Source organism: Streptomyces polygonati (genome assembly GCF_042650325.1).
Classification (GTDB): domain Bacteria; phylum Actinomycetota; class Actinomycetes; order Streptomycetales; family Streptomycetaceae; genus Actinacidiphila; species Actinacidiphila polygonati.
The window spans coordinates 440,971-454,800 of record NZ_JBHSBB010000013.1; the positions used below are offsets into that span (position 1 = coordinate 440,971).

Annotated in this window: 9 protein-coding genes; 7 read left to right on the forward strand and 2 right to left on the reverse strand. The window is 72.6% G+C overall.

The genetic code is table 11. The annotated features are described in order from the left end of the window. Positions 1–125 precede the first annotated feature (125 nt). Together ACFO3J_RS20145 and ACFO3J_RS20150 are read right to left on the reverse strand one after the other, a co-directional pair. Positions 126–872: a hypothetical protein gene (locus tag ACFO3J_RS20145; RefSeq protein ID WP_386430869.1), complete on the reverse strand. Its 747-nt coding sequence runs from the start codon at positions 870–872 to the stop codon at positions 126–128. 389 nt (positions 873–1,261) lie between these two features. Continuing rightward, a complete protein-coding gene (locus tag ACFO3J_RS20150; RefSeq protein ID WP_386430871.1) occupies positions 1,262–2,005 on the reverse strand; it encodes a sensor domain-containing protein in 744 nt (247 codons plus the stop codon). Between the two features lie 280 nt (positions 2,006–2,285). Between ACFO3J_RS20150 and ACFO3J_RS20155 the strand changes: the two genes are divergently transcribed. The 7 genes from ACFO3J_RS20155 to ACFO3J_RS20185 all read left to right on the forward strand — a co-directional run bounded on the left by ACFO3J_RS20155 (position 2,286) and on the right by ACFO3J_RS20185 (position 13,779). Beyond that, positions 2,286–2,795 (forward strand): YwqJ-related putative deaminase, encoded by a 510-nt coding sequence (locus tag ACFO3J_RS20155; RefSeq protein ID WP_386430873.1) that lies wholly within the window; start codon positions 2,286–2,288, stop codon positions 2,793–2,795. 8 nt (positions 2,796–2,803) lie between these two features. Further along, a complete protein-coding gene (locus ACFO3J_RS20160) occupies positions 2,804–3,289 on the forward strand; it encodes an SUKH-3 domain-containing protein (protein ID WP_386431057.1) in 486 nt (161 codons plus the stop codon). A gap of 416 nt (positions 3,290–3,705) precedes the next feature. Beyond that, positions 3,706–4,611, forward strand: a complete 906-nt coding sequence (locus ACFO3J_RS20165) for an ABC transporter ATP-binding protein (protein WP_386430875.1) — start codon at positions 3,706–3,708, stop codon at positions 4,609–4,611. After that, entirely contained in the window at positions 4,608–7,178 is a 2,571-nt protein-coding gene (locus ACFO3J_RS20170; RefSeq protein ID WP_386430877.1) for an ABC transporter permease, read from the forward strand. The genes ACFO3J_RS20165 and ACFO3J_RS20170 overlap by 4 nt, the downstream gene beginning before the upstream one ends. A gap of 703 nt (positions 7,179–7,881) precedes the next feature. After that, positions 7,882–11,493: a transcription-repair coupling factor gene (gene mfd / locus ACFO3J_RS20175; protein WP_386430879.1), complete on the forward strand. Its 3,612-nt coding sequence runs from the start codon at positions 7,882–7,884 to the stop codon at positions 11,491–11,493. 109 nt (positions 11,494–11,602) lie between these two features. Next, positions 11,603–12,709, forward strand: coding sequence for a glycoside hydrolase family 19 protein (locus ACFO3J_RS20180; protein WP_386430881.1), 1,107 nt, complete (start codon positions 11,603–11,605; stop codon positions 12,707–12,709). A 113-nt stretch (positions 12,710–12,822) separates the two neighbouring features. Then, complete coding sequence (locus ACFO3J_RS20185) at positions 12,823–13,779, forward strand: TolB family protein (protein ID WP_386430883.1); 957 nt, start codon at positions 12,823–12,825, stop codon at positions 13,777–13,779. Positions 13,780–13,830: the final 51 nt, after the last annotated feature.

Genomic DNA, 13,830 nt, shown 5'->3' on the forward strand with positions numbered 1-13,830 from the left:
CGCTGACGGACAGCCTAGGGGTTTCGGCGCAGGTCGCGTCGGCCTCGCTCGCGCACCTGTGGACAACCGGTCCGACTACCGCCCACGCCCGGTGGAAAACTCGGATATCCGAAAGTGCGGGCGACTCAGCCCCCGGCCGCCGCGCGCAGTTTGGCGGTCTGCTCCAGCGGGATCGCGGCCCGCAGTGCGGCCGCCTTGTGGTCCACGCGCAGCGTCTCGTACGCCGCGGTGGTGTCCCCGCTGCGGACCACCGTGACCAGCACCGTCCCCCGGGCGCCGGCGGCGGTGTCGGCCAGCGTGTAGGCGACCTGCTGGTCGCCCAGCCGGACGCCGCCGTCCGGCACCGGGCGCACCTGGAACGACGTGGTGACACCGCCCCGGGTGAGCCGGTAGCCGCGGCAGGTCCGCAGCGCGGTGGTCAGCCCGTCCAGCACCGAGGCGGCCTCGCCCGGCCGGTAGGAGGCGATCACCTCCAGGCTGATGGTCTTGGCGTTCTTGTCCGCGGCGGCGGTGTCGGTGACCGTCGCGCCGACGTAGACCTGCCGCGGGTGCGCGGGGCGGCCCGCCCACTGATCGGCGATCGGCCCGCACCCCGGCTGGTCGACCTGCTGCGGCCCGCCCAGCAGTTGGGCGCCAGCGGCGGCCGGCACCACCGTGACGTGCGGGATGTCGGAGGAGGTGAGCAGCGCTTTGACGAGCAGGGCGGCGGGTCCCGCGTCGGACGCGATCGTGGGTTCCGGCCGCTTCGCGCCCCCGCCCGAGCCGCAGCCGGCTGTGAGGGCCAGCGCCGGCAGCAGGGCGACGGCGAGCACGGCCGCCCGGACGCCGGCGGGGCCGCGGGCGGGTCGGCGGGTGCGTATACGTAGCGGCATCGCGGTGTTCCCCAGGTCTCGTGGCCCCCGGCGGCCGTCCCGTCGCCCGCCCGGACCCGCGGGCGACGACGGCCCGCTGCCGCGCGACCTTACGGCACCGGGTCTGGCGGCACGCGACGCCGCAGATCGCGTGGCCGACCGGCTGCCACGCGGAGGCGGGCGGGAAGCGCTCCTGGTCCGGCGCGGCCCCCGCCCGGGCCGGGCCGGTGGTGGGCCGGTCGCGCCGTTCCCCGCGCCCTTGCGGGGCGCACTTCGCCGGTCGGCGGTGCGGCGGCCCGGGGGACCGCGGGGACAAGCACGACGCCGCTACGGGCGCCCGAACCACCCGACCCGCCAGCCGCCTTCGCGCACCGCGCCCGGCGGCCCCCCCGCGCCTGGCCGCCGCACGGCTACTTCGCCTGCGCCGCCTTCAGCTTGTCGCTCTGCTTGCGGGCCACGTCGAGGGGCAGTTGGCCGGGCCCGCCGGCCGCCTTCACCGACAGGTAGGCGGTGATCGTGTCGCCGGTCTTCACCACGGTCACCAGCGCGGCGCCGGTCTTCTTGTCGGCCGTGTCGGTCATCACATAGGACGCCGACGCGTCACCGGTGGCCACCGCCGGGCCCTTGGTGATGGCGAACGGCGTCTTCGTCCCGGTGTTGTCGACCGCGCTGAAGGACGTACAGGTGCCCAGTGCGGCCTTCACCGAGTCGATGACCTTCTGCGCGTCACCGGGCGCCTGGCTGGCGACCAGCATCTGGTCGATCTGGTCCGGGTTGGTCTGGCCGGTGGTCTTGGCGAAGGCCGCGCCGACGAAGGCCATCCGGGGGATCTTCGGCTTGCTGCTGGTGATGTCGGCCAGCGGCTGGCACTGGGGCTTGTCCGCGGTGAGCGTCGAATCGTCCTGGGAGTCCGTGGCGGTCGTCTGCGAGACCTGGACCGTCCAGCCCGGCACATCGGCGGTGGTGATCAGCGCGCTGGTGAGCTGGGCCTTGGTCAGCGGCACCTTGCCCGGGGGCGTGGTCGAGGCCGACGGCTTCGCCGTGCCGGTCTTGGCGTTCCCGTCGGCGTCGGACGAGTTGCCGGAGCAGGCCGCGGCCAGCAGCAGGACGGGCAGTACGGCGGCGGTGGCGGCGGCACATCGGGTCTTGCGCATGAGGGTCACATTCCCTGTTTCGGCGGTGGGGGGACCCGCTGGGCGGGCCGACTGATGATCCTCCCGCCACCGGGGCCGTATCGTCCATGGCATCTGTCGTACCTGTGTACGCCCTGTGTACGTGCCACCGACCCACCGTTATGGGGCGGTGACATGGCCCACACGGAGCGGGTGACGGACGGCGATCCGCTTCCCCATCCGACCGCCGGTTTGGCACTCTGATCACCATACGGGGGACCGCCCGCCCCAGGGCGGGCGCACGGAGGGATGTACGCACAATATGACAATCCACCTGCCGGCGGCGGGGGCCACCGACCCGAGGCCGCACTGGAGCGCGCCGTACGATCCCGGCGGCCCACCGGTGCTGCGGCACCGCAGGGACGGCATCCTGCCCGCGGTGGCCGCCGCGCTGTCCGTCCGGGACGAGGTGCTGACCTGCACCGGGTCCAAGGGCGAACAGCCGGCCGAACTCCACCCCGTGGTAAGGGACTTCCTGGACGCGCTGCCGGTCGGGCAGCGCGAACGCTTCACCGGCCGCTGCCCGGAGGCCGTACTGATCTCCCGCCACCTCACGGCTGTCGAGGCCAGCCGCGGCAAGCGCGCCTCCCGCCGCCCGCTCACCCAGAACGAGGCCCGCAAGTCGCTGCGCGGCGCCAAACTCACCGCCCGCCGGATCCGGGAGGACGGCGACCCCGCGCACGGCGCCTACGCCCCGCCCTGCCGCTCCTGCGCGCCCCTGCTGGCGCACTTCGGGGTGCGCCCCTTCGATCCCGCGGCGGAAGAGGCGTGAGCGACTTCATGCCGGCCAGCACCCGCTTCCCGGTCGGCGTGGACGCCGCACTGCGGGCCGCGGGCTGGGAGCCGGGCCGCTGGGACATCAAGCAGGCCGAGGAGTGGGCCGATCTGCTGCGGGCCCACACCTCGCCCGGCGGCCACCGCCACGCGGTGTTCCCGGCCGCGATCGAGGCGTGGGCGGAGTTCGGCGGCCTGCGCATCCCGGCGGTGTCCGGACCCGGGCGGCAGATCGCGCCCGGCGCCGTGCTGGTCGACCCGCTGCGCGGCCTCCACCTGGCCCGCACCCTCGGCGACCTCGGCCGGGCCCTGGAGACGGAGATCAGCCCGCTCGGCGAGGAGCCGGACACCGGCGCGTTGCTGGCCATCGACGCCGAGGGCCGGGTCTACGCCGTCGACCACACCGGCGACTGGTACGCGGGCCCCGACGTGGACCGCGCGCTGGCCGCCCTGCTCGGCGGGACGCGCCCGGTACGGCTCAGCCTGAACTGACCCGCCCCGGAGGCCGCCCGGACCCGGCGCCCGGGTCCGGCTCCCGCGCCGCCGCCCAACTCCCGCGCGCCCGGCGGCACTTCCGTGTACACGACACCTTCGCACGTACCCGTCGCGGACCCCGACACCCGGGTACGCCGCAGGTAGCGGTCCCTTAGGGGGAGCTACCTACTTCGGGCGCCCGACGGTTCGTACCGCCGGATGACGATCCGGCCGCCGCCGGTCCCTACGGTCTTACCAGGGGTGGAGAGCCCCACCCCCGCGGCGGGGTGGGGCTACCCCCACCACCGGAACGGAGACCTGCCCCATCGTGCCGCCGCGCACGCTCCAGCAGGCTGAGACGTACCAGCGGCAGACCGCACACCGCACACCGCACCGCAGACCGCACCCACCGCAGACCGACATCAGGAGTGAAAGTGACGACGGCAGTGACGATTCCCAAGTCCGGGGGCAACGGAGAGCGTTCGGCCGTGGCCGCAGCCGCCCGCGCGGTGACCAAGGCGTACGGCTCCGGCGAGACGCGGGTCCTCGCCCTGGACTCGGTCGACGTGGACATCGCGCGGGGCCGCTTCACCGCGATCATGGGCCCCTCGGGCTCCGGCAAGTCCACCTTGATGCACTGCCTGGCCGGGCTCGACACGGTCACCGAGGGCAGCATCTGGGTCGGCGGCACCGAGATCACCCGGCTGAAGGAGAAGAAGCTCACCCGGCTGCGCCGGGACAAGATCGGCTTCATCTTCCAGTCCTTCAACCTGCTGCCGACGCTGAACGCGGTGGAGAACATCACCCTGCCGATGGACATCGCCGGCCGCACGGTGGACGGCGACTGGCTGAACCGGGTGGTGGAGACCGTCGGCCTGGCCGACCGGCTCAAGCACCGCCCGACGCAGCTGTCCGGCGGCCAGCAGCAGCGGGTCGCGGTGGCCCGCGCGCTCGCCGCCCGCCCCGAGATCATCTTCGGCGACGAGCCGACCGGAAACCTCGACTCCCGGGCCGGCGCCGAGATCCTCGGCTTCCTGCGCCGCTCGGTGGACGAACTCGGCCAGACCATCGTCATGGTCACCCACGACCCGGTGGCGGCCTCGTACGCCGACCGCGTGCTGTACCTGGCGGACGGCGTGATCGTCGACGAGATGACCAGCCCGACCGCCGAGTCGGTGCTGGAGCGCATGCTGCGCTTCACCGGCGACGACTCCCGGACGCCGGCCCGCACTTCGGCCCGCACTTCGCCCCCGGCTCCCTCCCTGACCTCGGCCCGGACCCTCTCCCTGCCGTCCGCCCCGGTCACCGGCTCCTCCGACGCCCACGGGAGCACGTCGTGATCGTCCTGAAGACCTCGGTGCGCAACTTCTACGCGCACAAGGGCCGTATGACGCTCTCGGTGGTCGCCGTGATGCTGTCGGTGGCGTTCGTGTGCGGGACGCTCGTCTTCACCGACACCATGACCTCGACCTTCGACAAGCTCTTCGGCTCCACCGCCTCCGACGTCACCATCAGCGCCAAGAAGGTCGACGACGCGCAGGCCACCGGCAAGCCGGACGCGGTGCCGGCCGCGCTCCAGGGCAAGCTGCTGAAGGTGCCGGGCGTCGCCGCCTCCTACCCCGACGTCACCAGCCAGGACGTCACGGTCGCCGACGCCCGCAACGACAGCATCAGCCCCAGCAGCGGCGCCCCGACCATCGTCAGCAACTGGGACCCGACCGAGACCAAGGCCGTCACGATCACCTCGGGCCACGTGCCGAGCGCCGCCACCGACGCGGTGCTGGACGCGGACACCGCGAAGAAGCACCACCTGGCGATCGGCGACTCACTGCGCGTCATCGCGGCGCCCGGCGACTTCGACGTCACCATCAGCGGCATAGCGACCTTCAAGACCACCAACCCCGGCGCGGCGGTGCTCTACGTCGACACCGCCACCGCGCAGGCCAAGCTGCTCGGTGACCCGCACGCCTACACCGGCTTCGGGCTCACCGCTGCCCCGGGCACGAGCGACGACCGGCTCAAGCAGAACGTCACGGCGGCCATCGGCCACGGCTACACCGTCGACACCGCGGCCGAGACCAAGCAGAAGGACAAGAACGACATCGGCGGCTTCCTGGACTTCATGAAGTACGCGATGCTCGGATTCGCCGGTATCTCGGTGCTGGTCGGCGTCTTCCTGATCGTCAACACCTTCTCGATGCTGGTCGCCCAGCGCACCCGGGAGATCGGCCTGATGCGGGCGCTGGGCTCCAGCCGCAAGCAGGTCAACCGGTCGGTACTGATCGAGGCGTTCCTGCTCGGCGTCACCGGCTCGGTGCTCGGCGTCGGCGGCGGCGTCGGACTGGCCATCGGGCTGATGAACGTCATGGGCAAGGTCGGCATGAAGCTCGACACGTCCGAGCTGACGATCAAGGCCACCACACCGATCGTCGGCCTGGTCCTCGGCGTCGTCGTCACGGTGCTGGCCGCCTACATCCCGTCCCGCCGGGCCGGGAAGATCTCCCCGATGGCCGCGCTGCGCGACGCCGGCACCCCCGCCGACGCCAGGGCCGGGCGAATCCGTGCCGCGATCGGCGTGCTGATCTGCGCGGCCGGCGGCTTCGCCCTCATCGCCGCGTCCCAGGCGGCCAAGGCCTCGGCCGGCGGCGGACTGCTCGGACTCGGCGTGCTGCTGACGCTGATCGGCTTCGTGGTCGTCGGGCCGCTGCTGGCCGGCTTCATCGTGCGCGCCGTCAGCGCGGTGGTGCTGCGGTTCTTCGGCCCGGTGGGGCGCCTCGCCGAACGCAACGCGCTGCGCAACCCGCGCCGTACCGGCGCCACCGCCTCGGCGCTGATGATCGGCCTGGCGCTGGTCTCCGGCATGTCCGTGGTGGGCTCCTCGATGGTCGCCTCCGCCAACGACCAGCTCGACAAGTCGGTCGGCGCCGACTTCATCCTCCAGATCGGCTCCAACGGGGGCCAGACCTTCACCCCCGCGGTGGAGAAGGCGGTGAAATCCGCCCGCGGCATCCAGCACTTCACCGACTACACCTTGGTCAACGCCAAGCTGACGCTTCCGTCCGGCAAGGCGGTCAAGGCGGACATCACCGCGGCGGACGCCAGCTACGCGCAGGACCTGCGGCTCGACACGGTGAGCGGCAAGCTGGCGGACGCCTACGGCAAGGACGCGATGTCCGTGCCGGAGGGCTTCGCCAAGGACAACGGGGTCAAGCTCGGCGACGAGCTGACCGTCGCCCTGGTCGGCGGCTCCACCGCGAAGCTCAAGGTGGCCGCCGTCACCAGCGACGACACGGCCATCGAGCACGGCACGATGTTCACCGACATCGACACCGCGCGGCGGCTGCTGCCGGCGGGCCGGATGCCCGGCGACTTCATGATGTTCGCCAAGGCCGTGGACGGGAAGCAGGACGCCGCCTACGCCTCGCTCAAGGCCGCGGTCAAGGACTACCCGCAGGTGCAGGTCCGCGACCAGGCCGACTACAAGAAGCTGATCCAGAGCCAGGTCAACCAGCTGCTCTACATGATCTACGGCCTGCTCGGCCTGGCGATCATCGTGGCCGTCCTGGGCGTGGTCAACACCCTCGCGCTCTCGGTCGTCGAGCGGACCCGTGAGATCGGGCTGATGCGGGCGATCGGGATGTCGCGGCGCCAGCTGCGCCGGATGATCCGGCTGGAATCGGTGGTCATCGCCCTCTTCGGCGCACTGGTCGGCCTGGGCCTCGGCCTCGGCTGGGGGTCCAGCGCCCAGCAGGTGCTGGCCTCCCAGGGCCTGGGCATCCTGAAGGTGCCGTGGCCGACGATCATCTCCGTCTTCATCGGCTCCGCGGTGGTCGGTCTCCTGGCGGCCCTGCTGCCGGCCTTCCGGGCGGCGCGGATGAACGTCCTCAGCGCGATCGCGACGGACTGAGCCCGAGCGTGACCCTTGCCGGGCTGGGGCTGGGGCCCGGCTGCCCCCGGAGCGCGGGAAGCCGCGCTCCGGGGGCAGCCGCGAATCCGGCGGGGGGCAGCCCCTGACCGTCCTCGCCGGTCCTCGCACCGTCTCCTCCTGGCCGCGCAGTTCCCCGCGCCCCTTTCGGGGCACGTCTCGCCCTTGCCGGTGTGGGCGCTCGGCGGGGGTGCGCCCCGCAGGGGCGCGGGGAACTGCGCGCTCAGCCACGGCGGGCTTGGCAGCCGGGACCGGTCCGGACCCGTTGCGGTCGTTGCCGGGCCTTGGGCCGGTGGGGGCCGGTCGCGCAGTTCCTCGCGCCCCTTTCGGGGCGCGTCGTGTGCCCTCGGTGGTGCGGGCCCCGGGCAAGGGGCGCCGGCCCTGGGCGGGTGGTGGCGAGCTTGCCGCCCGGCGGGGGGTGGGCCCCGCATGGGCGCGGGGAACTGCGCGACCAGCCACGGTGGCGTGGCAGTCGGCAGCGGGCCGGGCCCGTTGCGGTCGTTGCCGGGGTTCGTGGCGGGTGGGGCGGCGTGGGACTTGGGCCCCCCGCCGGAGGCGGTGGGTGGGGGTGGGCGGTAGGTCGTACGCTGGAAGCTACCCCCGGCCCGTGACACGTGTCGGGCGGTTCGCGTTGCCCGTACGGCAGCGTGCTTCTTCGCTGCCTGCCCCCCGGGACGGAATCCTGATGAGTCTGAACGGTCTGGTCGACGTCGTCGTCGAGGACGCCGCCCTCGCGGAGGCGGTGGCCGCCGCCGCGTCCGGCGCGCGCCCGCTGGTGGACCTGGTCGGTCCGCCCGCCGCCCGCCCGATGGCGATCGCCGCGCTGGCGGCCCGCGCCCGGCGCACCGTACTCGCGGTCACGGCCACCGGGCGGGAGGCCGAGGACCTGGCCTCCGCGCTGCGCTCGCTGCTGTCGGCCGACGCCGTGGTGGAGTACCCGGCGTGGGAGACGCTGCCGCACGAGCGGCTCTCGCCGCGCAGCGACACCGTGGGCCGCCGCCTGGCGGTGCTGCGCCGGCTCGCCCACCCCAGCGCCGACGACCCGGCCGCCGGACCCGTACAGGTCGTGGTCGCACCGATCCGCTCCGTGCTCCAGCCGCAGGTCAAGGGCCTGGGCGACCTGGAGCCGGTGTTCCTGCGCAGCGGGCAGAGCGCGGACCTGGGCACCGTGGTCGACGGGCTGGCGGCAGCCGCGTACGCCCGGGTCGAGCTGGTCGAGAAGCGCGGCGAGTTCGCGGTGCGCGGCGGCATCCTGGACGTCTTCCCGCCGACCGAGGAGCACCCGCTGCGGGTGGAGTTCTGGGGCGACGACGTCGAGGAGATCCGTTACTTCAAGGTCGCCGACCAGCGCTCCCTGGAGGTCGCCGAGCACGGCCTGTGGGCGCCGCCCTGCCGCGAGCTGCTGCTGACCGCGCAGGTCAGGGCCCGGGCCGCCGCGCTGGCCGCCGAGCACCCGGAGCTGGACGAGATGCTCCTCAAGATCGCCGAGGGCATCGCGGTCGAGGGCATGGAGTCACTGGCCCCCGTCCTGGTCGACGACATGGAACTGCTGCTGGACGTCCTGCCGGCCGGCTCGATGGCGGTCGTCTGCGACCCGGAGCGGGTCAGGACGCGGGCCGCCGACCTGGTGGCCACCTCCCAGGAGTTCCTGGAGGCGTCCTGGGCGGCCTCCGCGGGCGGCGGCGAGGCCCCGGTCGACCTGGGCGCGGCCTCGCTGTGGGCGATCGCCGACGTACGGGACCGGGCCCGCGAGCTGGGCATCCCCTGGTGGTCGGTGAGCCCTTTCGCCGCCGACGAGACCGACGAGCTGGCGGCCGGCCGCCGCGCCAGCGGTGACACCAGCCTGGAGCGCGAGTTCGGCGACACCCTGCGGCTGGGCATGCGCGCCCCCGAGCTGTACCGCGGCGACACCGCCAGGGCGCTGGCCGACACCAAGGGCTGGCTGGCCGAGGGCTGGCGCACCGTCTTCGTCACCGAGGGCCACGGCCCGGCCGCCCGGATGGTGGAGGTGCTGCGCGGCGAGGGCATCGCCGCCCGGTCCGCCGCGGAGGCCGACGGCGCCGGAGGCCCGTCGGGCCCGCTGGCCGCGCTGGCGCCCTCCGTGGTCCATGTCGCGACCGGTTCCATCGAGCACGGCTTCATCGACCCCGCCCTGAAGCTCGCGGTGCTCACCGAGACCGACCTGTCCGGGCAGAAGTCGTCCACCAAGGACATGGGACGGATGCCGTCCCGCCGCCGCAAGACCATCGACCCGCTCACCCTGGTCGGCGGCGACTACATCGTGCACGAGCAGCACGGCGTGGGCCGCTACGTGGAGATGGTGCAGCGCACCGTGCAGGGCGCCACCCGCGAGTATCTGGTGGTCGAGTACGCGGCGGCCAAGCGCGGCCAGCCCGGCGACCGGCTGTTCGTGCCCACCGACCAGCTGGAGCAGATCACCAAGTACGTCGGCGGCGAGGCCCCCTCGCTGCACCGGCTGGGCGGCGCGGACTGGACCAAGACCAAGGCCCGGGCCAAGAAGGCGGTCAAGGAGATCGCCGCCGACCTGATCCGGCTCTACTCGGCGCGGATGGCCGCCCCCGGCTACACCTTCGGCGCCGACACCCCCTGGCAGCGCGAGCTGGAGGACGCCTTCCCTTACGCGGAGACCCCGGACCAGCTCACCACCATCGCCGAGGTCAAGGAGGACATGGAGAAGTCGGTGCCCATGGACCGGCTGATCTGCGGCGACGTCGGCTACGGCAAGACGGAGATCGCGGTGCGGGCCGCGTTCAAGGCCGTGCAGGACGGCAAGCAGGTCGCCGTGCTCGTCCCCACCACGCTGCTGGTGCAGCAGCACTTCGGCACCTTCTCCGAGCGGTACGCGCAGTTCCCGGTGAACGTGCGCGCGCTGTCGCGGTTCCAGAGCGACACCGAGGCCAAGGCGGTACTGGAGGGGCTGCGCGACGGCTCGGTCGATCTGGTGATCGGCACCCACCGCCTGTTCTCCTCGGAGACCAAGTTCAAGGACCTGGGCCTGGTCATCGTCGACGAGGAGCAGCGCTTCGGCGTCGAGCACAAGGAGCAGCTGAAGAAGCTGCGGGCCAATGTGGACGTGCTCACCATGTCCGCCACCCCGATCCCGCGCACCCTGGAGATGGCGGTCACCGGCATCCGCGAGATGTCCACCATCACCACCCCGCCGGAGGAGCGGCACCCGGTGCTCACCTTCGTCGGACCGTACGAGGAACGGCAGATCGGTGCGGCGGTCCGCCGCGAGCTGCTGCGCGAGGGCCAGGTCTTCTACATCCACAACCGGGTGGAGTCCATCGACCGGGCGGCGGCCCGGCTGCGCGAGATCGTGCCGGAGGCGCGGATCGCCACCGCCCACGGGCAGATGGGGGAGTCCCAGCTCGAACAGGTGGTGGTGGACTTCTGGGAGAAGAAGTTCGACGTGCTGGTGTCCACCACGATCGTCGAGTCGGGCATCGACATCCCCAACGCCAACACGCTGATCGTGGAGCGGGGTGACACCTTCGGCCTGTCGCAGCTCCACCAGCTGCGCGGGCGGGTCGGCCGCTCGCGGGAGCGCGGCTACGCGTACTTCCTCTACCCGCCGGAGAAGCCGCTCACCGAGACCGCGCACGAGCGGCTGGCCACCATCGCCCAGCACACCGAGATGGGCGCGGGCATGTACGTCGCCATGAAGGACCTGGAGATCCGCGGCGCCGGCAATCTGCTGGGCGGCGAGCAGTCCGGCCACATCGCGGGCGTCGGCTTCGACCTCTACGTACGGATGGTCGGCGAGGCGGTGGCCGACTACCGCTCGGCGCTCGACACGGGCGGCGAGCCCGAGGAGACGCTGCTGGAGGTCAAGATCGAGCTTCCGGTGGACGCGCACGTCCCGCACGACTACGCGCCCGGCGAGCGGCTGCGCCTCCAGGCCTACCGCGCCATCGCCGCGGCGAGCACCGAGCAGGACATCACCGCGGTCCGCGAGGAACTCACCGACCGCTACGGCAAGCTGCCCGAGCCGGTGGAGAATCTGCTGCTGGTGGCGGGCCTGCGGATGCTCGCCCGCAAGGTCGGCGTCAGTGACATCACGCTTCAGGGCCCCAACGTCCGCTTCGGGCCGGTGGAGCTGCGCGAGTCGCAGGAACTGCGGCTCAATCGCATCTACCCGCGCTCCCTGATCAAGGCCGCCGCGAAGCAGGTGCTCGTGCCGCGCCCCGGGGCCGCGAAGATCGGCGCGAAGCCGGTGGTGGGGCGCGAACTGCTCCAGTGGACGGCGGAGTTGCTGACGACCGTGCTGGGCTGACGGACCGGGCGCGGGGGCGCCGGATGGGGCTGGGCCTATTGACAGGTCCAGACCAATCCGTTTGAGTGCTGACTCGACCCCACTCGAATCCCCCACAAGGAGTGGTCACGTGTCGAGACAACGGATCATCGCCTTCCTCGCCGCTCTCGCGGCCGTCATCGGGCTCGCGATCCTGGTACCGATGGCCTCCACCGCTTCCGCCGCGACCTGCGCTTCGCCGTGGAGCTCCTCCGCGGTCTACACCGGAGGCATGGCAGCCTCCTACAACAGCCACAACTGGTCGGCCAAGTGGTGGACCCAGGGCGAGACCCCCGGCGTCGCCGACGTCTGGGCCGACCAGGGCGGCTGCGGCGGCTCCTCGGGCGGCACCGGCGGTACGACCGGCGGCACCGGCAGCTGTTCGTACCCGGCCTGGGCCGCGGGTCACGCCTACGTCACCGGCGACATCGTCCGCTACACCGACGGCAACTACTACATCGCCGAGCACGACAACCCGGGCTACGACCCGACGATCAGCACCTGGTACTGGGACCCGTACTCCTGCACCGGCGGCACCACCGGCGGCGGCAGCGGTGGTACGACGCCGCCCGGCAACGGATCGTTCGTGGTCAGCGAGGCGCAGTTCAACCAGATGTTCCCGAGCCGGAACTCCTTCTACACCTACAACGGGCTGACCGCGGCGCTGAGCGCGTACCCCGGCTTCGCCACCACCGGCAGCGACACCGTCAAGAAGCAGGAGGCCGCGGCCTTCCTCGCCAACGTCAGCCACGAGACCGGCGGCCTCGTCTACATCGTCGAGCAGAACACCGCCAACTACCCGCACTACTGCGACACCAGCCAGTCGTACGGCTGCCCGGCTGGCCAGTCCGCGTACTACGGGCGCGGGCCGATCCAGCTCAGCTGGAACTTCAACTACAAGGCGGCCGGCGACGCGCTGGGCATCGACCTGCTGCACAACCCCAACCTCGTCCAGACCGATCCGGCGGTCGCCTGGAAGACCGGCCTGTGGTACTGGGACACCCAGTCCGGACCCGGCACCATGACCCCGCACAACGCCATGGTCAACGGCGCCGGCTTCGGCGAGACGATCCGCAGCATCAACGGCAGCATCGAGTGCAACGGCGGGAATCCGGCCCAGGTGCAGAGCCGGGTCAACGCCTACCAGAGCTTCACCTCGATCTTGGGCGTCCCGGCGGGCAGCAACCTGTCCTGCTGAGGGCGGTGGCCTTCCGCTGAACGACTGCCCCCGCCGAAGGCCTGCCCGCTGAACGCGTGCCCCGCTCCCGGTCCTTGAGGAGCGGGGCACGCCTCGCGTTAGGGTGGGCGGTTGTGACCCTCACCGCCGCTGGTACGAACATCCGACCGCTCGCCCCGGGCCAGCGCGCCCGGCTGCTGGTCGCCGACATCGACGGGGGCGCGCCCCGGCTGGTGTACGAGACGACGGACAGCGCCCTGGAAGCGCCCAACTGGACGCCGGACGGGCGCTGGCTGGTCTTCAACCAGGACGGGCTGCTGCTGCGGATCGCCGCCGAGGCGCCTGACGACGGCCCCGGCTCCGCCGCTGGCTCGCGGGCCGGCGCCGGTCCCCGGCCCGAGGTGATCGACACCGGCGGGATCACCGACGCCAACAACGACCATGTGCTCTCGCCGGACGGCGGCACGCTCTACCTGTCGGCGGGCGACGGGCACATCCACGCGGTGCCGCTGGCCGGCGGGCCGGCCCGCCGGGTGACCAACGAGCGGCGGCCCGGCCCCTTCCGGCACTTCCTGCACGGTGTCTCGCCGGACGGCCGCACCCTCGCCTACGTCGGGGTCGAGCCCTACGGCGGTGACGAATGGGGCTACCGGAACATCTTCACCCTGCCGGCCGGCGGCGGCCCCGACACCCGGCTGACCGACAGCCCGGCCCCGGCCGACGGGCCGGAGTTCAGCCCGGACGGCGAGTGGATCTACTTCAACTCCGAGCACGGCGCCACCGCCCCCGGCCACGCCCAGATCTTCCGGATGCGCCCCGACGGCTCCGGACTCACCCGGCTCACCTCGGACGAACGCGTCAACTGGTTCCCGCACCTGTCGCCCGACGGCCGCCATGTGCTCTACATCAGCTTCCCGCCCGGCACCGAGGGTCACCCGGCCGACCGCGATGTCGTCCTGCGCCTGATGGACCCGGACGGTGCCGGCCGGCGCGACATCCTGGCCTTCCCCGGCGGCCAGGGCAGCCTCAACGTCAACAGCTGGGCCCCGGACTCCCGCCGCTTCGCCTACGTCGACTACCCGACGAGCTGATCATAGTTTCGGCCCTCATCCGTCCCAGGCCCGGAAACCGCCGCGAGTGGC

What these genes read in the sequence shown, in the direction of transcription:
- mfd (WP_386430879.1), top strand. Translation starts at nt 7,882, where the DNA reads ATGAGTCTGAACGGTCTGGTCGACGTCGTCGTCGAGGACGCCGCCCTC.
- ACFO3J_RS20150 (WP_386430871.1), bottom strand. Translation starts at nt 2,005, where the DNA reads ATGCGCAAGACCCGATGTGCCGCCGCCACCGCCGCCGTACTGCCCGTC.
- ACFO3J_RS20160 (WP_386431057.1), top strand. Translation starts at nt 2,804, where the DNA reads ATGCCGGCCAGCACCCGCTTCCCGGTCGGCGTGGACGCCGCACTGCGG.
- ACFO3J_RS20145 (WP_386430869.1), bottom strand. Translation starts at nt 872, where the DNA reads ATGCCGCTACGTATACGCACCCGCCGACCCGCCCGCGGCCCCGCCGGC.
- ACFO3J_RS20155 (WP_386430873.1), top strand. Translation starts at nt 2,286, where the DNA reads ATGACAATCCACCTGCCGGCGGCGGGGGCCACCGACCCGAGGCCGCAC.